This is a genomic window from Ancylomarina sp. 16SWW S1-10-2 (assembly GCF_009669305.1).
Classification (GTDB): Bacteria; Bacteroidota; Bacteroidia; order Bacteroidales; family Marinifilaceae; genus Ancylomarina.
On record NZ_SADB01000004.1, the window covers coordinates 184,124 to 206,195 of the forward strand.

A 22,072-nucleotide genomic window follows, 5' to 3' on the forward strand; every position below is an offset into this window, starting at 1 on the left:
GCAATTTATTGTTTTACAATAGGTTTTGGTGTAAAGTCGTTTGTTTATTTTGACAGTCAAAACACACAAAATACTCGCACTTCAGAGCAAGAAAAATATTATACACCTTCTTTTACAAGTTTGTTTTGTGTCTCTACACAATTGGAAGGTTCCGAAAATACATTTAACGATTTTCCTACTACAAGTTCCGATAATTTATTTAATGAACTTTGGGCTTTAGCTAAACGAACAGATCAATTTTACAAATCTGCATTTACTCAGTATGTCCATTTCGCCAGGAATCTTCTGATACACCATCGGAAAACAAACATCATTTTCCCTTTCAATTGCTTCTGGTAATTCATTTTTAAGTAGTCATTTCTTTTCATAAGACTTGACTTGAATTCGCACGGCATTGTATAATATCAATGCCTAATTTACATTTTATGAATTTTAAAAAACTTAAAAATGAATTTAGGAAGTACCATTACTGGAGCTATTCTAGTAGCTATTTGCGTTGTACCTGTTGTTATGATGGAGCACAAAAGGAAAAAAAAAGAACGAAAAACGTTACAATCACTAATTAATATTGCAAATCAACATAATTGTAAAGTTAGCAAACACGAAATTTGTGGAGATTTTGTAATTGGTATTGATGAAACAAAAAAGCATGTCTTCTTCTCCAAGCAGCTGGCAGATGGTGTCGTTAATCAATCTGTAAACCTAGCAGATGTTAAAAACTGTGTGGTTCAAAATGCGACACGGAGAATTGTTAATAAAGATAGCACTACAAATGTTGTTGATAAGCTAGAATTAAATTTCATTCCTTTTGATAAAAGCAAGAGTGATATTACAATGGAATTTTTTAATTCGGAAATAAACACTCAGCTTAACGGAGAACTACAATCTTTTGAGAGTTGGTCTAAGCTTATTAAAAGCTATCTAAAATAAAACAACAAAGCCCCGTGATGTTACACGGGGCTTGTTTCAAGTTTACCATTGATATATGACTTACATCGATCAGTATTTTGTAAGAGAATAGCAGATATAGTTACATATTATACTTTGTATCTCTTTTAAATACAATTGGCTGGCTACAACGCATTCATTTACTATTATTTCGGCTATTATCGTTACAAGTTGACTGACCATTGTTTATTATGATATTCCAGCCATAATTAGTTACTGCTATACTAATTCTATCATAAAGATCACTTTGTTGTCGTCTTTCCCATAATATGCAGGGAGTTCGGCAACTTTTTTGCAACCATAAGCGATGTAAAATTGACGGGTGGGTTCATAAATAGGGCGAGAAGCTGTTTCTATCCATATATTTTCACCGCCTCTTTTTTTGATATCTTCAACGGCCATGTCCATCAGTATTTTTCCAATGCCATTATTTCGCGATGATTTGTGAACAGCAATCCAATAGAGGTCGAAACTGCTTTCCGTACCAGGAATTTCACCATAGCAGGTGAAGGCGATTGGTTTGCCATTTTCTTCAGCAATATTGAAAATATAGCCGCTTTTTTCTTCTCCTTTTTCGAGATTTTCTTCTACTAATTCCTTTACAATTTCCACTTCTGAATCATAGAAAAAGCCTGTAGATACAAGTATTTCTTTCAGATATTCAAAATCTGATTTATTAAGTTCTTTTCTGAAATTCATCATTTTAATTCAAATCATTTAGAATACGTTCTATAATTTGGGTTCTTGAATATCCCGCGTATTCTGATGCAGCAATGAATCCACTATCTGGAGCTATACAGGGATTGCCATTAACTTCTAAAATGTAGGGATTATCCCATTCATCAAGTCTAAAATCGATACGAACGTAACCGTGAAGATTAAAAAGTTTCCAGCTTTTTGTACAAATATCAACCAATTTTTTCTTTAATATGGGATTATTATCCAAAGTGCCGAATGAACGATTTGTGTGTTTGTATTCTTCGCTATCTTCATCCCATTTGGCTTTATAGCCTACAATTTTAGGTTTGTCGTTAAAATATTCAGAGAATATCATTTCTGCGGGAGGTAATACTTCGGGGCCGTTTTCTCCTGCAAGAATGCTGATGTTGAATTCTCGTCCTTCAATAAACTCTTCGATAAAATACTGGGAAACAGACACTCCCTTTATTATGTTTATCTTATTGGTATCGGCAAGTGTGAAAATTAATTCTTCCAAAATACCTACCGAGCCCTCTTCCCAAATGGGTTTTATTATATATATTTTTTGGGGATCTAATAAATGAATTTCATTGATAGCAAAAAATGGTGCTGTAGGAAGTTTATCCTTCAGCATCATTTTTTTAGCTAATACTTTATTGGTGGTTACAAAGAGTGCATCTAATGGGATACCTGTATAGGGAATTTTATAGGAATTAAGAATAGCCGGAGCAAAATAGATTAATTCGCCTTTTCCCCAAGTGGCTTCCACAAGGTTAAAAACCATATCTGGTTTTGACGAAGCTACGATTTCAAGGTCGTTTTTAATATGATCACCTACAGTTAAAGTTTCTACTTCATAACCTAAATTGCTGCAAGCTTTTCTTACTAATTCTTTCTGATCTAAAACGTCCAGTTCATCGGCTGTGTTATTTTCTATTCGATTATGGAGAATAGTTACCTTTTTCATAATTTAAAATTCCTTTTTATGGCTGATTCTAATATCTCATTAATGATTTCTTGATAGCTTATGCCATTTAGTTTACATAGTATTGGTAAGTCTGAAGTTATTGGATTTAAACCTGCTAGAGGATTTACTTCGATAAAACTTAAATTTCCTTGTTTATCAATTTTTACATCAACGCGACCGCCATCATAACAATTTAATGTTTTCCATACATCCAAAGCAAGACTTTCACATTCTTTTAAAAGGTCATCCTTAACGGCTACATAGTCTACTATTTCTTCGTAATTTTCTTTGGTTTCATACGAATAAATCGACTCGGTGTTATTCTTATAAAGTATCTCCATAGCTCCAAGAATGTGTGCTGTTTTTCCAGTTCCAAGAACGCCCACAGTAAATTCTCTACCAGGAAGATATTCTTCGACCAATACCGCTTGGTTAAATTTTTGGAGTAGATGACTACAAACGCTCAATAACTCTGCTTTAGAGTTCATTTTTGATTTTGAATCGATGCCTTTACCAGTACCTTCCGATATGGGTTTTGCAAATAAAGGATAGACAAGATTAATGTCTTCTACATCTTCAATTTTTGTCACCACAAAGAAATCAGGCGTATTGATTTTCTTATCCCTAATTATTTGCTTAGCAAATGCTTTGTTGAGTGAAATACCTAAAGTAATTGGACCCGAAAAAACGTAAGGAATTCTAAAATTATCGAGAAGTGCAGGTACTAACGATTCCCTGCCTTCGCCATATAAACCTTCGCTTATGTTGAACACCATATCCCAACGTTGTCCATTTAACAGCTGTTGCATTAAGGTTTTTGAATTGCCTATCCTTATGGTATGGTGTCCTGTTTTTTCAATGGCTTGTTCTATACCTTCTATGGTACTTTCTTTATCAAATTCAGCTGTTTCTTCCAGCGAATAACCGTCGTTGAGGTAATCTGTTCTCAAGTCGTATGTTAATCCTATTTTCATCTTTTATTTTATGCGTGTTGATAAAAAACCATCAAAAAAATTGCGGGCATTAATGCCGAGAGTTCTGTTTTTATATCCACCTTCTTGTACAAATAAAATGGGAAATCCATGTTTACCTATTTCTTTACCATTGTTTGCAAAATCAGAAGCTTTTAGTGACCAAGTTCCCGTAGGATCTCCCTTGGCAATGTCAAGTCCAAGACTTATAACTAGATAATCGGGTTTATAAGCGCTAATTTTCTTAAGTGCTTTTTTTAAAACGACCAAGTACTCTTCTCCTGTTAGGTTTTCCTTAAGTGGGAAATTATGGTTATAACCTAAGCCTTCTCCTTCACCTGTTTCATCGGCAAAACCAGTAAAATATGGGTATGCAAATGAAGGGTTACCATGGATAGAAACTGTAAGCACATCACTTCGTTTATAAAAAATTTGTTGATGCCCATTCCCGTGATGATAATCAATGTCTAGAATGGCTATTTTTCCATATTCTGAAAGAAAATTAGCGGCAATGGAGGCGTTGTTAAAATAACAGAAGCCACCAAAAACATCGCGTTCGGCATGGTGTCCTGGAGGTCTAACCAAAGCATAAGCCGTATGATGTCCTTCTAGCAATAACTCTGCTCCGGTAAGAGCACAATTAACCCCTGAACGCGAGGCTACAAAAGCATTCTTGTTTAAAGGTGTAAACGTATCTATACAATAATATCCTGCCAAAACAGACAAATCTTTCGGAGGTCTAGTGGTATTTCTTACAGGAAAAACATAAGGATATATGGATTTACCTTCTGGAAAATTATCGCAGATTGTTTTAAAATAATTGAAGTATTTTGGATTGTGCACATTTGTGATATGTTTGTCCGCAAAATCTCTTGTAGGCATTACTTTAAAAGAATCTAATTTGGTTATTTCTTTTAAAATGCTGGATATTCTTACTGGCGATTCTATGTAACCTCTTTCCTTTACATGATGAATATCGTGTTTGTCGTTAACAATTAGGGGAATTAGATTTTTAATCGCTTTATTCTTTTCCAGCGGTATGTTGTTAACCAAATATTTATAATCGCGTAATTGTACAGGATTATCTTTTACCGAATCGACAACCATTTTCACATACTCGGCAGGACAATACGTTGGATATTTTCGCTGTAAAATAGCTTTAATAATTTTTTTGAGTTCTGTGGCAGACAATTGATAGTCCTTACCCAAATCATCAAAAAGAAGATGTGGAGGACAATCATCACCATCATTTACAGGTACTTCATAACTTGTACCTATAATAGGGCGGGCACCATAACGCTCGTAAAAAGCCAAACGTGATTGGTTTTGCTTTATTTCACTTTTATCCGAACATAAAGTTTCTTCATCGGGTAGGCATTCCATAAAAACACCGATAGATTTAAGTAGATGAGCTTCTTCTCTCAATCTTTCGTATATGGCACCACCAACACCAGACGAAATGCGTCCCGGTTTTACAGCGATGTAATCAAGGAAACAAAAATGGGTGTCGGGCATATAAAAAAGAATGGCGAACCCTTTCACGTTAAATCGCCCATCTTCGGCTACAAATAAGGTAGATGAAAATTGGTACTTCATCGGATCCTTCATTTGCTCGAGAATCTCATTGATTTTATCCTCTTTTATAGAAGGAAAATGAATTCTCAAAATATCTAAAACTTGCTCTATTGCGCGTTTATTGGAAGGGTGGAAAGAATCCGTCACCTTCCTTATTTTAAATAGGCTCATTTGATTGGATCGTAATACTTATAGATTTTATTCTCGAAATTTTTAATCATCACATAATCTCCTTTTCGTCCTTGATAATATTCGGGTAGGAGGGGGATTTTACCACCGCCACCGGGAGCATCAATAACGTAATGGGGAATAGCGTAGCCACTTATAAAACCACGTAATCCTTGTATTATTTCTAATCCTTTGGCTACAGGAGTTCTAAAGTGTGAAGAACCAAGTATAGGGTCACATTGATAAATGTAATAAGGTCTTATCCTTATTTTTAATAGTTTGAGCATGAGCTCTTTCATGGTTTCCACATTGTCGTTTATTCCTTTAAGGAGTACCGTTTGGCTACCAAGTACAATGCCTGCATTAACAAGGCGAGTTACAGCTTCTGTTACCTCAGGGGTAATCTCGTCGGGATGTGTGCAATGAATACTTATATAAAGAGGGTGATACTTTTTCAGCATTCTAACCAACTTTTTGGTAATACGCTGTGGCATAACCATGGGTACTTTTGTTCCAATCCTTATGATTTCAACATGAGGAATGGCATGTAATGACGATAACAAGAATTCAAGATGCTTATCATTCATTGTTAATGGGTCACCACCAGAAATAAGTACATCACGAACACTTGGTGTGTTTTTGATATATTCGATAGAATCGGCCCATGCTTTTTCTCCATAATGTTTTTTGTCTTTAAGCACCATGTGAGAGCGCGTGCAATATCGGCAATACGTAGAGCAAAAGCCTGTGGAAAGCAATAGTACGCGATCGGGATAGCGGTGAACCAAATTAGGAACGGGACACATACTATCTTCATGCAAAGGATCTGATTCTTCTCCTTCCGAAATAATTAATTCTTCTTTTGAAGGAACAACAGATTTTGCGATGGCGTAATTAGGACTCTTATCTTCCAATAAGCTGGCATAATAAGGGGTGATTCTTAAGGGCAATTTTCTTGACTTATTTAGAAACTCCACATTATCAATGGTGCTAATATCTATGACTTCTGCTAGTTTACTAAATTGAGTGTAGCTGTTTTGAACTTGCCAATGCCAATTATTCCATTGTTTATCGGTAGCGAGAGGGAAATACTTCGTTTTAAATTTTGCGGTAGAATCGCTAAGAACATTAAAATCAGAGTTTGGAATCTGATTTTGTTTAAACAAATGTCCGGCAGAAACCGTTGTTAACGGAATCATTTCATGGCTAATCTTCTCCTGCCCAAGGGGAGGTTCATCAGCGGTTTGTAAAAGATCTTTGTACATCTTTATTTCTTTTTTTTTAATTGTCAAACTTACACTATTCTATGCTTCGTTTTATTGTTTTTGTTAAGTTTTTTTTCAAAAAAAATTAAGTGTGAGAAATAAGTGTTTTACATTATTGTTTACCCCCTTTGTTTTGTGGGTTTTTATACGCGTTTGTTCTTCTTTATACTTATCAAAATATATGGGGCTGTGTTTTTGTCTTTTTAAATATTTCTGATTTGTTTGTCGTTAGTGTTTGTATCTAGTGTGAAAGGGCTTGTTTTGACTACTGAATTTAACTTTTTATTTATTGTGTTTGTTAATATAATAAAATGATCACTTTTTAATGCTTAGGCTTGTTAATTCTGAAGTATTATTCTGTTTTTATCTTCATGTTTTTAGATTTTAATTCATGGTTGAGGTAATATTAATTTTATTATTAAGATAAATAAATTGTTAGTGATTAATCCCTATTTTATTTTAATAAATTTCAATATTAAACCTATAATTAGTTGATCATTCTTAAGATTAACCGAACTCTTATTTTAGATAAATGTTACCTGTGAAATTCGATGTGTGAACAAAACCAATAATTAGAGCTGAGTTATAAGTTGCATTTGAGAGTTGAATTTGCTTGTACGCTCATTACGCTTGAAAGTGAAAAAAAATATTTTTCCAGATTAGACTATATATGGAATGGAATTTTACAATGTATAATGCCGATATATTTAAGGAGAGCTAATGATTTTAACGCTCACTTTATATATCGGCATTATCTTTAAGGACAGAATATTAATTAAGATATTCTCAATCACAAAAATCCATACTATCAATCAAACTTTTTAAATCTACGGTTGCAATTCCAGAACTTATATCAGACATAGCATAGGGAATAATCAACATGTTATTGTGAATCATAGAACCACAAGAATAAACAACATTAGGAACATAACCTTCCCTCTCTTTTTCATTGGGAGTTAGTAGGGGTTTCTTTAAGCGTGCAATCACCTTTTCAGGATTTTCTTTGTCTAAAAGGATGGCACCCATGCAATATTGCCTCATAGGACCTACACCATGTGTTAGCACTAACCAACCTTCGTTGATTTCAATTGGCGAACCACAATTCCCTATCTGAATAAATTCCCAAGTTTCTTTGGGTTCTTGTAAAATTTGAGCTTTATGCCAATAATACAAATTATCAGAAAACATAATGTAATTGTTTTCACCATCTTGACGCGATAGCATGACATATTTACCCTTAATTTTACGAGGAAAAAGTGCCATTCCTTTATTTTGAATGGCTGCCCCATTTAAAGTCACAATGTTGAAGGTTAGAAAATCGGTTGTTTCAATAAGTTGAGAAAGAATAGTATGGCCATTGTATGCAGTATAAGTTGCATAGTAGGTAATCTCTCCATTGTCATTATAAAACTGTACAAAACGAGCATCTTCAATTCCCCTACTTTCATTTTCAGAAACTGGAAATATGACACGTTCCGAAATCTTACTCTTTTTATCAAATTTTAGTTTATAATTCGAATTTGCTAACCAGTTGATAATATCAATACTTAGGTCGCTACTTTTAAAATTCGAGTCTGTGTAAAGTTTGTTGATACTGATTTTTAGATCTCGGTAAGTAAAAGCTTCGGGTACTTGGTCGAGAACACGAATACATGTTTCGTCCCATACGTGCATTTCTTCCAATTTTAAATAAAACGAATGTTTATCGTAAATCGGATCATGCGATAATTCTGGAGTTTCAGCAAACTCTGAGATACTATTAAAATGTAATAAATAATCACTTTCAATAATTCCACTCCGAAAAACAATCGATGAGATATGTCCTTCCCCAGTTGCTCTAAGACTCATAATAAAACGAAGGCTACCTTCTGGAACATTGCTTTGATCGGGGTGAGGAATAATAGATGGATTAAATAGTGCTGCCGATTCTATGGAATATTCCATTGTAAAATAAGCACCAATCAACATTTTTTTTGTTTTGCTAATCGACTCTATTTTGGGCATAAATTCCAGCACCTTATTAAAATGTCTTTCGAATTGTAAGCCAATATTCTTATGTCGGTCGACAAAATCAAAATTAATTTTTTCCAACAAATTTTCAGCATCCTCCTCAGAGAGACCTAATACCCGGTTAATTATTTTACGAATACGCGACATGCCGGGGATGTTAGCACGAGCAATCACTCGTGAAGTATCGCGTTCTATTTTTGTTTTTTTTCGTTTAATTAATGGTCTACTAATTGTATCCTTATTCATAACGTAATTTTATATTATTTCAAACATCAACAACCAACTCTATTTCATTAAAATTTTCTTGTAAACATTCAAATAGCCTTCAATCATTTTTTTTCTACTAAATTTTGAATTAGCCCATTCTCTGCAGTATGCTCGGTCAATTGATTTGATATTATTTACAGCATTTACTGCTTCATCTATCGTATGAACAAGATATCCAGTTTTAGTATCCTTAATTAATTCGGACATTGAACCTCGGCGAAATGCAACAACAGGTGTTCCACAAAGCATGGCTTCGGCAACGCTTAAGCCAAAGGGCTCGTTAAAGCTAACTGGGTGCAATAGGGCAAAAGCATTACCCAATAATTGATCTCTTTCGGCAGGTCCAGAATTACCCACATATACAATATCTTCGTTATTGATAAATGGTTTGATTTTCGTATCAAAGTATGCCTGATCTTGTATTAAACCTGAGATGATTAATTTCCGTTTCGATTTTTTTGCAATTTGTATGGCTTCGTAGGTTCCCTTTTCGGGATGGATTCGACCAAAAAACAACAAATAATCTTTTGCGATTGCGCTAAATGTAAAGCAATCTGTGTTTATGCCGTTATAAACGGTTGCAATATAATCTAGTTCAGGACTTCGGTCCGAATTACTGATAGATACATAAGAATTGTTAGCATTGTATTTTTTAAATACCGGTACTATTTTGGGCGATGAAAAACCATGAATTGTTGTTATCATGGGTGTTTTTATAAGTCGCGAATAGCTAAGAGGTAAAAAATCAAAGTTATTGTGTATGATATCAAAGTCCTTTGCTTGTTCCATCAAATTACTGATGTGTAGACATTCCCAAACTTTGGGTTCAATATCAGGATTTTCGGCATAAGCCGTTTCCGAAATAGATTGCAATTTCCCTTTTGTTTTTGAATTACCTGTTGCAAATAAAGTAACGTCATAACCTTGTTCAATAAGTCCTTCTGCAATATTTGAAGCGACTTGTTCCCAGGGTCCGTATTTTAAGGGTGGTGTTCTCCAGGCAATTGGAGATAAAATAGCTATTTTCATTTTACATGGGATTACGTGAATTATTCAAACAATGGTCAACGAGTTCTTCTATAACTGCCGTACCTACACACATTACTTTATCGGCTCCACCCCAATATATTTTTATCGTTCCATCTGGTTCCGGAACGGCACCACAACTAAATACAACGTTGTGAACATATCCCGTAATTTCATAAACTTCTTCGGGTTGTAAGATCCATTCATCTCCTACAGCAATAATTTTCGAAGGATCTTTTAAGTCGTGCAATGCAACTCCAAGCCTGTAAACACAACCATCCATTGTTGGAAATACACCATGATAGATATTTAACCAGCCACGGGGCGTTTTAATAGGAGGTACACCAGGACCAATTTTCATTTCATCCCAATGGTATTGTAGAGGTTTCATGATTAGTTTTGATTCGCCCCAAAACTTTAAGTCGGGTGAGTAGGAAATCCAGACAGACCAAGGTGATATTTCGGAATGAGGGCGATCTAAACGGGCATAAAGACCGTTAAATTTCTCTGGGAAAATAACCACATTGCGGTAATCAGCTTCCGTAATCAGAGAAAACCGTTCTATGGATTTAAAATCCTTAGTTTTTGCCAATCCTACGCGTACACCATGCCGCGAGTAGGCGCTGTAAGTAATTAAATACTCTCCATCGATAAAAACGATTCTGGGATCTTCTACACCGTATTCTTCATACTCTTTAAATATTCCTTCGGTGGCAGGGACCATAAACGGCTCTTTTTCTACTTTAAAATCATAACCATTCTGACTCACGGCTTTGCCCAAAATACTTCGTCCATTAAGTTTGTGCGACCTAAAAATCATAATGTAAGTTCCATTGTGTTTTACCACGCCCGCATTATGTACGGTAGCTACTGGATAAGGGACATTATCCTTTGTAAGAATTGGATTCTTTGAATACCTTTTAATTAACATAGCTTATTTTGTTTTTTCGGATTCTTCAAAAGCACGTAATACAATTAGATGTGAAATCAGATAGGCGAGGGTGCTTTCTGCTCCTTGATTTCTATTTACACCATTATTTTCGAGACCATCACAACAGCCATTGGTTTCAAAATCAAACAAATTGATTCTCAGGTCATTTTCGCCTAGAAACCACATAAAGCAAACAAATACTTTGTTTAGGTATTTTTCCTCTTTTGTCAAATGGAAAGCTTGTTGTAGCATTAAAATCATGGCAAGCGCATCTAAAGGCTGCTGGGCAAACATAGAGCGTTCGCCTCCTTTTTTATACCATTTCTCGTTTCCAATAATCGATAAATAACCTTCTTTTAAGCTTATTTCATTCAGAAAGCTCATGGATTCTAATGCCACATCTGTTATTTTTTTGTCGTTGGTTATTTCAGCTGCATGCAAAAGAGCAAGTGGCAACATGGCATTATCATAGGTTAGTTCTGGTTCAAACCATTTCCAATCTGGAGTGGCATTATTATCATAATGTTTTACTAGCTTGCCAGCAAGGGTTTTTAGCAAGTCAACCATAGGCTCATCGCTAGGATTGTTCTTCAGATAATAACTAATACCTACCATGGTATTGGCAATACCTCTTATGGATTTTAAATTTGCGAAATTAGGAAAGGCCTTAAAGAAGATTGATTTTCCTGTTTGATAATACGCATCATTGGGTGCATTTGCTAGTAAATACCCCAGTGCCCATATTGTTCTACCAAATGAATCTTCCGAGCCAAGTTCGTCAAGAAAATTTCTGCTAAAACTAAGGAAGTTTCTGAATGTTCCATCCTCGTTTTGCATGTAGTGAATATAACTCAAGTAAATGGGTGCCAAGTCGAGTGCAAGTGCATCCTTTTTCTGATGGTGTACCATAAGTACCATTAGCAATGCTCTGGCATTATCATCTAAACAGTATCCTTCTTTTAGGTTTGGAATACCATATTTTGCATGTTGAATAATCCCCGTATCGTCTGTTAAGCGTTTAATGTGAGCCAAGGAAAATGGAGGAAGAATAAGCGGATCAATCGTATTGTTTTTTGCTGTTATTAAGGCTGGTTTTTCGGTAAGAATAGCTTTAGCTAGTGATACATACTTACCACCAGTCATTGGCCACGTAATTGTTCTGCCATAATCATAGGCCGTCTTGCGAAGTTCTTTTAAGGCTGTTGGGTTATCAAGTAATTCTGTGATAATTTCTGATAATTTAGATGTGTCTCTAAAATCGAAAAGGCGTCCTCTGCCTTCAGCTAATAATTCAGTGGCATGCCAATAGGGTGTTGAAACAACTGCCGAACCAACACCTACAGCATAAGAAAGTGTGCCACTGGTAATTTGAGCTTCATTAAGGTAGGGTGTTACATAAATATCAGATGCTGATAAATATTTAAATAGTTCTTTTTGGTTGACAAATTCATTTAGAAAAAGAACGTTATCGTTTAGATTATGTTTTTTCACTAATTTCTGAAGATAAGTACGGTACTCTTCTCCATCGTGTTTCAAAACATTGGGATGGGTTTTTCCTAAAATCATATATAAAACCTCAGGATGTTTTTTGACCACTTGGGGTAAAGCATCTATAACCGTTTCAATTCCTTTACTGCGACCAATAAAGCCAAATGTAAGTATCAACTTCCTTTTTTCAAGATGGAATTCATGTTTCGATTGCTTTTGAAGAAACTGTAAATCAGGCACTCCATGTTCAATATAAACAATTTTGTTTTTATCGACATCGTAAATATTAATCAGAAATTCAATGGCTTTTCGACTCATTACCACAACCTTATTTGCCATTTTACATATTTCTTGCAATACAGCTTTTTCGTTGTAAGATGGTTCTTTCAATACGGTGTGAAGCGTTACGACCAGTGGAATTTCAAGACGATATAGCAAGGGAAGAATGTATATGCCATTTTCTCCGCCATATATTCCAAATTCATGTTCAAGAACGCAAATATTGGCATCACTGACATTAATAAATTTGGCGGCTTTTAAATAATCACGTTGATGTTCTTGCCTAATGGTTAGTTTTACTTCTTCAGGGTAATTATAGGTTTTATCAGGGTCATTCATTGCCACAATAAATCCATCAACAGGGGCATTATCTGTTTCATTATCCTTTGGCATTGAAGCCGTTGTTTTCATTGATTCGTAAAGGTTCCTAGTAAAAGTAGCAATGCCACATTCCCGTGGAGGATATGTTCCAATAAATGCAAGTTTCATATTTGTATATTTTATATTGTTCTATAAACAAGTTTGTAACTAATCTGGTGTTGGCAGAAAAGTTAATCTTGTTTTTATATTCATAAACAACTTTAGTTGTTTTCTTGTGCTATGTCGGTAACGGATGGCATTAGGGAATCGTGTGGTTTTTTGGCGATTTTAGATGCGTTTTAATTAGCTTCTTTAGGAGCAATAAAACGTTGAAAACCTAAGAACAAACCTAAGGGAGTTCATAGGTTTTCAAACCTTAATATCCTATACCATATATTGTGCGGCGGGTGTTATTTATTTGCTGTTATATTTAGCATTTTTAAATGCTGTAATCCCAGCAAAACGGGATGCTTTTCCTAATTCGTATTCAATTCTCATAAGTTGATTGAATTTTTCAATACGTTCTCCACGGCAACCACTGCCTGTTTTTAAATGTCCTGCATTAATACCCACGGTTAAATCTGCAATAAAACTATCTACAGTTTCACCACTCCTGTGAGAAACAAAACAATTGTATGAATTTCGATATGCAAGCTCAATGGTTTCGAGTGTTTCAGTAACGGTACCTATTTGATTTAGTTTAATCAGAATTGAATTTGCAACACCTTTGCTAATGCCCTCGGATAGTATAGATTTATTAGTACAGAATAAATCATCACCAACAATTTCAATTTTTTTACCGATAACATCTGTTAGGTTTTTCCAACCTTCCCAGTCATTTTCAGCTAAGCCATCTTCCAGTAAAACAATTGGATATTGGTTTACCCAACTTTCCCAAAGTTTAACCATTTCATCACTCGAAACTAATTTCTGGGAACTTTTAAAAAATCTATATTTCCCATCTTCCCACATCTCACTTGCAGCAGGATCAAGGCAGATGCTTACATCTTTTCCTGGTGTATATCCTGCTTTAGTTATGCCTTCTAAAATCATCTCAACAGCTTGTTCATTCGATTTTAGATCAGGGGCAAATCCTCCTTCATCACCAACACCAGTGCTTAAACCTTTAGATTTTAATACGGCTTTTAAGGCATGAAAAACTTCTTCTCCCATGCGGATGGATTCTCTAAATGATGTTGCATTGTGAGGTGCAATCATAAATTCTTGAAAATCTACTGTGTTGTCGGCATGCCTACCACCGTTAATAACGTTCATACAAGGAACGGGCATAATGTGTGCATTACTTCCGCCTAAATATTGGTATAAAGGCATGTTGGCACTTAGTGCTTTTGCCCGGGCAAAAGCCATAGAAACACCAAGTATTGCATTTGCTCCTAATTTTGCTTTATTAGGTGTATTATCTAGTTCTATTAGCGTATAATCAAGTTCTCTCTGATTACTGAAACATTTATTTTCAATTTCTTTGGCTATAATCGTATTAACATTATTAACCGCTTTTAAAACACCCTTGCCACCATATCGGTTTTTATCACCATCCCTTAATTCTGTTGCTTCTCGTTCTCCTGTTGATGCTCCACTTGGAACCATAGCACGAGAAAATGTACCGTCTTCTAATCTTAAGTTTACTTCAACTGTAGGATTTCCTCTTGAATCAAGTATTTCGATTGCTTCAACTTTTTGAATTTTCATAATGTAAGTCCTCCTTATTTGAATTTGTTATTCTTATAAAAGGCAACTAAAATGGTGGTGCTTTTTTTACAGTTGCACACATTGGTCGTCTGTCTAATAAACTATCTTGCCTGCATTTTCCTACTTATTGGTTTTAACTCCTTTGTTCCTTGGTTTTTGAAGGGCCTTTGGGTTATAATTAAATTCAGAACCACAGCACTTTTTATTTATTACAATTGTAAGTGTGGTGCCGGAAAAATTATTATTTCCCCAAGTACCCTCTGAATTTATTAAACCAACAAAACACATGTAACAACTGGTTACATGGTATCGGGTTAAATCAGTAGGATTATGCGATGTAAGCTTGTTACATACAAGCTTTATGTGGTTTTCCAAATTTAAGCGCTGTGTAAACTCCGCTATTTCTTGGTTGTGTCTTGCTTAATTAAATGTCTGCTTCAATAGTGGCACCATTATGGTTTGCCTACTCCGTCAAATTTGCGGTAGCATGATATTCCTTGTCTGCGTTAAATGCAGGATTTCTTAAATATCACCTTGTGTCTCTCGAATACATCTTAATGTTTGACAGCTAGTCTATTCGTTTGGAAAACATTTATAAAATTTAGATAATCTTATATTACAATGATAAACTTGCTTCTATAAAATTACGGATAATTTACAGATAACCTTATATGTATAAAGTTAATTATAGTATCTTTTTGCTAAATATTAAAGTTCGATTTTAAATAAAGGGATCGCTTAAAAATAACTCGTTTGCAATTTTTGCTTGATTACTGGTTTCTGCGAAATGTCAATGTATTGTTTGGAGCGAGCTTTAGTATGGCTCACAGAGGGAGTTTGTTTTTTAATCTAAAAGGAATCTGCTTAGATTTTCGTATTTATTAATCTTTACGACTACCATTATTGCCGTGTTTATAAACTGAAATTGGAATAATTTTATCCCAATCATTTAAAATTGTAGAGGTGATACTTACTTGGGGCATGCTTTTACCATAATAAATTGCTCTTTTGCTACGTGGCTAAGGGTATCTTAGATTGAGATTTTGAGCAGCTAAAATTCTTGTTTTTTACTTAAACGACTATCGATTAATTGTTTTTCCTTGAAATTTAGGATTTATTCGCATGAGATATCCTTGGTGTTTTGTGCAATTTTTATTCTTACCAATAAGTTGATTGAATAGGTTAATCATCAAGAATTCACACTAGTCGACATCCGTACTTTTGTCGAATTTTTCGTTGGGTAAACCAATTAAACCTCTAACAAAGCCATGAATAATAGCAATGGGCAGAATTAGAAGACCTAGTATCTGCATCTTTAGTTCGTAAAACAAAGTACTGCCTTTATATGGTTTCCCTTTAAGTCTAGATTGAAATGCACTGATGGGAATGCCGTACAGATTTCCAGTAGTTATCATTTGAATCGCCGAAAGTATAATTTGTGCTCTTTCTTTGCCATATTCTTTTACGATAGCATCGTAAGCATATTTTTTAGGGTAGCCTCTCGAATCGGCGTAATGTTGGGCAAATAGGATAGCTTTTGCCTCTTCAGGTTTAATAAAAGTATCTTCTCCGCTTAAAAAGCTTTTAATTTCTTCGCTACTCATTCCCTGACGCAAAGCCATTTTAGTATGTCCATATGAGCAAAGCGCACAACCATTTACTTCGGTTACTGCTAAGTGTAAGCGTTCCACAAAATGTTTGTTAACTAATTTACTTCTATTATTTCCAATTAGTTTTGACATGGCCCTTGGAGCAAAAACAGCAGCGTTGTACATTTCTCGCAAACTGAATTGACGTTTAAATACAGCTCTTGAGCTTATTGATTTCGAAATGCTTGTGTCCTTTTTCATTTTCTTCTCTATTTCTTTACACCAAAGGTCCTGTTAAGTTTTGTGGTAACCAATAGCTTTCAGAATTTTTATCTAATTGAAATCACATTATGGAATCATCAGAAAACAATTAAAGTCGACGATGAGTGCATGAAAATAGCTTTATTTAATGGATGTCGTTCAATATTTACACTGAACTTGTCAAAGTTTGTACTCATCGCTATGTCGTGCCAATTGCTTTAATGTCTTCTGTTACCTTAACTGATGATTCTAAATTGTGAATTTTAATGTTGGCATCATTTCTATTTAACTATTCTTTATTCGTTGTTGTTTATTTAAAATAAATATGTTTGTTGCTGAGAATGTTACAATTCCAATGGCGATATATACCAATAACCATTTAGGTTGAACTCTCAGTGAAAACTCGGCTATAAGTGCACCAACCATTGTAAGTAAACCGAAAAGATTTGTAAGCGTAGCCCATTTTGTAAAAGGAATTTTAAATTTAGTGATAGCGTTATTTTTTATCAAACTAAAAACTGCTGTTACTAAATAACCAATTACAACAGCCGAGATTACGATTCCTGTTGATACTCTAAAAAAGGTAGGGTCTATACCTAATGGCTGCGCCATTTCGATAAAAGCTTTAACTGAAATATCCCATCCTGCTAATTTTGAAATGGCAAATCGTGATAAAACAATTCCCATTAATAAGTTCGTGATAAATAATACTTTATTCATGATTTTCTATTTTTAACTAATTATTAAATAACGAAACAAGCTTTGTGTTGTCTTTGAGCTTATCTCATTTTAAATTACTGATAAATACTTATTTTATTTCGTTGATTCTAGTTGATAATATCTTCTCTAATTCTACTTTTGAAACTCGAGTAAATGGAATATTAATTTATTCTAATTCCTTTTTTAAGCATCTGCATAGATGTTTAGTCATATCCGTTTTGCTAAATAAATTCATTGCTTTCTCACTTACTTTTCTTCTTTATATTCTTTTTGCTGTGCTATTATTTTTCTAATACAAGACAAAACTAAACAATCGCTTAGAAATAAAAATTAATTTAACTTTTATTGTGTAATTTTAATGTATTTAGTTGAATGATAGAATGTAAGTTGTTGATGAAGGAAGTGGAGTCCAAGCTTGATGTGACTATTTACATTTTTTTATTCCTCTAATAATTATCCTAGACTTTCCAAATGTTTAAATAAATTATCTGAACGATCAAGATTCATTTTTTTTCTTAATCTGTATCGCAAGGTGTGCACGCTATCATTTGAAATGCCAAGAAGTTTAGCAATGTCTTTGCTCGAGAAATTCAGCTTTAGTAGAGCACATAGTTTCTTTTCTCCAGCGGTTATATTTGGGTATGTTGCATTCAGGTTTTTGAAAAATGATTCGTTTACTGATACAAAACGGGCTTCGAATTGTTTCCAATTTTGAGCATTGCTATTGGAAATTGATTTGAATATTTTTCTTACTTCTAAATCACTGGGTGGAGTCGGAGTATTGGTTAAATTATTTTTAAGTTGGATAAATAGTTCATCTTTTTCAATCAATTGCAATGCTGATATGGCTAATTCTTTATTCTTAAGTTCAAAAAGTTCCTTATTCTTACGATTCTCAAGTTCTTGATTTGTTTTGGCTAAACTCCGCTCTGTTTGGTGCTTTGTATTTAGGTGTCGAACGTAAAAAAATACGATTATGAATATGAATATCATAGTTCCTGAAAATAGCATTTTTTGCAAGAACCAAATTTTATCTTCTTGCTCCAATTGTGCCAATCTTTGTTGTTGAATTAGTTGAGATTGAGCTTCTTTTTCTTTTCTGAATTCATCACTTATTTCAAATAAAGGTCTGTTGTTTTCACTTCGGCTATCAAATAATTGCTCATTTAGAATTTTGGACTCCCTGAGTTTCTGATAGGCGTTTTTGTAATCTCCCATGCTCAAATACAGGTTCGATAATTTTTGGTGAACTCTTGGAATATAGTTCATATGACCTTTCGAACTTTCGCTGATCTTAATCGATAAATTATAATACTGCTCACTTTTTTTACTGAGTCCTTGCTTTTGATAGGCATCTCCCATAAAAGAATAGAGAATAACCAAATAGGCAGGTTCATTTTTGAGAAAATATGGCTCAATGGCATGCATTTTCTGAAGAGCTTGTTGAGTGTGGTTTTGGTTCATCTGGTAGTAGCTTTCTTCAGCTAAAAGATACTCAATTGCCGATATATTCTCACCTCCAGAGTAATGAATCATGAAACAACTGTCGAGATATGCTTTAGATTTGGGGGCATTGCCTCCTTCACGAAACAAAGTAGCTAAACCATAATAATTTGCGCTAAGGCTATGTTTGGGAATTTTTCCCTGCTTTAAAAGTTCTTTTTTGATTTTTAATGAAGATTGAAAATAGCTAATCGCTTCATTCTCTCTTTCGAAAAATGAATAGAGCCATGCAATTTGCTCGTGCGATCGAGCTATGGTTCTTAAATCTTTAATTTTGTCGGCTAATAAAAGAACATTCCAAAATTGTTGATAAGCCAGAGAATAGGAAGCATGGTTGGAATAGATGTTACCAAGTCTCGAAAGAGTTTTAATTGCCATTAGCGTATCTCCATTTTCAATTTGGTTTGAATATTCATTTTGAAGTTTATAAACCGTCTCTTCAGAATATTGTGAGGTAAGCTGATTGTCAGAATCAAAATTATAAAGAGGCGTAACAATAGTGTCGTTTAAACTTAAATTCGACGAATCTTTAGCAAAAACAAATATCGGTTGAAATAAAAGTAAAAGTATAAAAAGTCTATATAGCATTGGAAAGCTTTGTAGGGTTGTGTAATTTATCAATTAGTTGGTTTATAGGTGTAAAGATATTTATTTGTATTTGTTTGTTCAGAAAAAAAGTGCGCAAAAAGAGGGGGCGTTTAGTTTTTGTTCATGTAAAAAGTTCTTTATTGCTCACATTTCAATGCATATTTGGTTTAGATTATATAAAACACCACTAAATATTTTATACTGGTATGATAAATAAAATAATGATTGGATTGTTGTTCTTATTAATGATTGGATGTCAATCTAATCAAAATCGGGAACGTGAATTGGATTTTAATTTTGGATGGAAATTTTCCTTAGAGCATGCGAATGATGCTTATGCGGTTAATTTGGTTGATAGTTCTTGGAGAGATGTTAACCTTCCTCACGATTGGAGTATCGAGTTTCCTTTTGACTCTATAAAAGGAGAAGGATGTACTGGATATCTGCCTGGAGGTTTGGGATGGTATCGCAAACATTTTACTTTAGAGGGTTCAGCTGATGAATTAACCTATGTACTATTCGATGGGGTTTATAATAATTCTGAAGTTTGGTTGAATGGTAAAAGAGTAGGTGAGCATCCTTATGGATATTCTCCATTCTATTTTGATTTAACTCCTTACTTAAATCCAGCAGGAAAAGATAATGTTTTGGCCGTAAAGGTTGACCATACTAGATATGCTGATAGTAGATGGTATACGGGTTCTGGTATTTACAGAAATGTAAAATTGATACGTGTTAATAAATTGCACATTCCAATTTGGGGTCGTTTTATTACAACACCTGAAGTATCTACTGAGAAGGCTACAGTATCAATAGATATTACAGTAGCTAATGATTTTGAAACAAATAAATCGCTTCAAATCATCACCGAATTTTATTCTCCCAATGGAGAGAAAGTAAAAGAAATAGTTTCTGATACTATTGAGTTGATTCCCGGTGAAAAAACTTTAAAACAGACTGTTGTTATTGACAATCCGATGTTGTGGAGTGTTGATACACCTAATTTATACAAGGCTGTTTCGAGATTGGTACAAGGAGATAATAGTGTAGATGTATATGAATCTACTTTTGGAATTCGTTCCATTCGTTTCGATAAGGATCAAGGATTCTTTCTGAATGATGTAAATATGAAAATTAAAGGAGTATGTCAGCATCATGATGGTGGATTAGTAGGTGCGGCTGTTCCAAAAGGAGTTTGGCGCCGACGTTTACAAATTTTGAAAGATGGTGGATGTAATGCTCTTCGAATTGCACACAATCCGGCATCAGATGAATTGCTTGACTTATGTGATGAAATGGGATTTTTGGTTCAGGATGAGTTTTTCGATGAGTGGGATTATCCAAAAGACAAACGTTTAAACATGAAAGAGAGTCATGATGATTACATTACTCGAGGATATGGAGAGCATTTTCAAGAATGGGCTCAATTCGATTTGAAGAATACCATGTTGGCTCACAGAAATCATCCATCTGTTTTTCAATGGAGTATTGGAAACGAGATTGAGTGGACCTATCCTCGCAATAAAAAGGCGACTGGTTTCTTCAATAATATGAATTGGGAAGGTGGGTATTTTTGGTCACAACCGCCATTCTCTCCTGAGAAAATTCGTTCAGAATACAATAAAATGCCTGCAATGGAGCATACAATTGGAGAAACAGCAAATAAATTAGCTCGCTGGACCAAAGAGTTGGATACAAGTCGTCCGGTGATTGCAAATTGTATTTTACCTTCGGCTAGTTTCGAAACAGGATATACTGATGCATTGGATATTGTTGGTTTTAGTTACCGACGCGTAATGTATGATTACGCAAAGAAGAATTATCCAAATAAGATTGTAATGGGTACCGAAAACTTAGGTCAATGGCATGAGTGGAAGGCAATAGAAGATCGTCCATTTGTGTCTGGAACTTTTCTTTGGACGGGAACAGACTACCTTGGTGAATCAAATGGACATTGGCCAAAGAAAGCGACCGCAAGTGGTTTAGTTGATTTAGCGGCATTTCCAAAACCATCTTACCATATGTATAAAACACTATGGTCTGATGAGCCGCACATTTATATTTGTTCAAATTCTACTAAAGATTCTCAATATGAGGTGAATAAATCTGGAAAGGTGATTGAAAAGAAACCAGGTGCTTGGAAACATGCTTTGTGGGAATGGTATAATGTAATTGAGCATTGGAATTATGCAACAGAAAAGGATGTAATTGTTGAAGTGATTTCTAATTGCCCGAAAGTTGAACTTTTCTTGAATGGTGAATCATTGGGAATAAAAAGCTTGAGTGATTTTGAAGATCGGATTTATAAGTGGGCAGTTCCTTATCAAAAGGGTAAGTTAGAGGCAAAAGGAGTAAAGGATGGTCAGGAAATAAGTGCTAATATTGCAACATCAACAGAACCTGTGAGTATTCAACTATCGGTAGATAAAACAAGTTTAAATGCTGATGGTTACGAAGTAGCTCATATTATAGCTCAACTTTACGATAAAGATAACAATCCGGTGATTATAAATGAGGCAAGCATCAGTTTTGAATTGGAAGGAAATATTAAGTTATTGGGTGTGGATAATGGATCGGCTTCTAGTACACAGACCTATCAATCGAATACCGTTCGAACCAATAAGGGACGTTGTTTATTGATTGTGCAGTCAACTAGGAAATCGGGTGTTGTGAAAATATCGGCCTTGTCAGGTTCGATCAAGAGTGATGTCATTCAGTTGACTATTAAGTAGTTTAAAATAGAATAA

General features: G+C 34.5%; 15 protein-coding genes. 2 read left to right on the plus strand and 13 right to left on the minus strand.

All coding sequences use genetic code 11. From position 1 onward, the window contains the following. The first annotated feature begins 447 nt into the window (after positions 1-447). Entirely contained in the window at positions 448-930 is a 483-nt protein-coding gene (locus tag EMN46_RS04795) for a hypothetical protein (protein WP_154199540.1), read from the plus strand. A gap of 237 nt (positions 931-1,167) precedes the next feature. Here EMN46_RS04795 and EMN46_RS04800 read toward each other — a convergent pair whose 3' ends face one another. From EMN46_RS04800 to EMN46_RS04860, 13 genes are all read right to left on the minus strand, one after another. Further along, entirely contained in the window at positions 1,168-1,647 is a 480-nt protein-coding gene (locus EMN46_RS04800; RefSeq protein ID WP_229130274.1) for a GNAT family N-acetyltransferase, read from the minus strand. 4 nt (positions 1,648-1,651) lie between these two features. Then, the gene (locus EMN46_RS04805) at positions 1,652-2,614 is read right to left on the minus strand and encodes an ATP-grasp domain-containing protein (protein WP_154199542.1); all 963 of its coding nucleotides are present in this window, start codon (positions 2,612-2,614) and stop codon (positions 1,652-1,654) included. Beyond that, positions 2,611-3,588, minus strand: a complete 978-nt coding sequence (locus tag EMN46_RS04810; protein WP_154199543.1) for an ATP-grasp domain-containing protein — start codon at positions 3,586-3,588, stop codon at positions 2,611-2,613. The genes EMN46_RS04805 and EMN46_RS04810 overlap by 4 nt, the downstream gene beginning before the upstream one ends. Positions 3,589-3,591: 3 nt before the next feature. Beyond that, positions 3,592-5,307 (minus strand): hypothetical protein, encoded by a 1,716-nt coding sequence (locus EMN46_RS20380; protein ID WP_368667495.1) that lies wholly within the window; start codon positions 5,305-5,307, stop codon positions 3,592-3,594. Positions 5,308-5,327: 20 nt separating this feature from the next. Next, positions 5,328-6,593 carry a KamA family radical SAM protein gene (locus EMN46_RS04820; protein WP_154199545.1) on the minus strand — a complete coding sequence of 422 codons (1,266 nt, stop codon included), beginning with the start codon at positions 6,591-6,593 and terminating at the stop codon, positions 5,328-5,330. A 786-nt stretch (positions 6,594-7,379) separates the two neighbouring features. Beyond that, positions 7,380-8,849 (minus strand): glycoside hydrolase family 130 protein, encoded by a 1,470-nt coding sequence (locus EMN46_RS04825; RefSeq protein ID WP_154199546.1) that lies wholly within the window; start codon positions 8,847-8,849, stop codon positions 7,380-7,382. 39 nt (positions 8,850-8,888) lie between these two features. Next, complete coding sequence (locus tag EMN46_RS04830) at positions 8,889-9,899, minus strand: glycosyltransferase family 4 protein (RefSeq protein ID WP_154199547.1); 1,011 nt, start codon at positions 9,897-9,899, stop codon at positions 8,889-8,891. A gap of 1 nt (position 9,900) precedes the next feature. After that, entirely contained in the window at positions 9,901-10,827 is a 927-nt protein-coding gene (locus tag EMN46_RS04835; protein WP_154199548.1) for a glycoside hydrolase family 130 protein, read from the minus strand. A 3-nt stretch (positions 10,828-10,830) separates the two neighbouring features. Then, positions 10,831-13,083 carry a glycosyltransferase family 4 protein gene (locus tag EMN46_RS04840; protein WP_154199549.1) on the minus strand — a complete coding sequence of 751 codons (2,253 nt, stop codon included), beginning with the start codon at positions 13,081-13,083 and terminating at the stop codon, positions 10,831-10,833. Positions 13,084-13,368: 285 nt separating this feature from the next. Then, positions 13,369-14,667 (minus strand): phosphopyruvate hydratase, encoded by a 1,299-nt coding sequence (gene eno, locus EMN46_RS04845; RefSeq protein ID WP_368667497.1) that lies wholly within the window; start codon positions 14,665-14,667, stop codon positions 13,369-13,371. Between the two features lie 1,199 nt (positions 14,668-15,866). Beyond that, positions 15,867-16,514, minus strand: a complete 648-nt coding sequence (locus EMN46_RS04850) for a carboxymuconolactone decarboxylase family protein (protein ID WP_154199551.1) — start codon at positions 16,512-16,514, stop codon at positions 15,867-15,869. Positions 16,515-16,799: 285 nt separating this feature from the next. Continuing rightward, the gene (locus tag EMN46_RS04855; protein WP_154199552.1) at positions 16,800-17,234 is read right to left on the minus strand and encodes a hypothetical protein; all 435 of its coding nucleotides are present in this window, start codon (positions 17,232-17,234) and stop codon (positions 16,800-16,802) included. Positions 17,235-17,687: 453 nt separating this feature from the next. Continuing rightward, the gene (locus tag EMN46_RS04860) at positions 17,688-19,325 is read right to left on the minus strand and encodes a helix-turn-helix transcriptional regulator (protein ID WP_154199553.1); all 1,638 of its coding nucleotides are present in this window, start codon (positions 19,323-19,325) and stop codon (positions 17,688-17,690) included. 206 nt (positions 19,326-19,531) lie between these two features. Between EMN46_RS04860 and EMN46_RS04865 the strand changes: the two genes are divergently transcribed. Further along, positions 19,532-22,057, plus strand: coding sequence for a sugar-binding domain-containing protein (locus EMN46_RS04865; protein WP_229130275.1), 2,526 nt, complete (start codon positions 19,532-19,534; stop codon positions 22,055-22,057). The last annotated feature ends 15 nt before the right edge of the window (positions 22,058-22,072 follow it).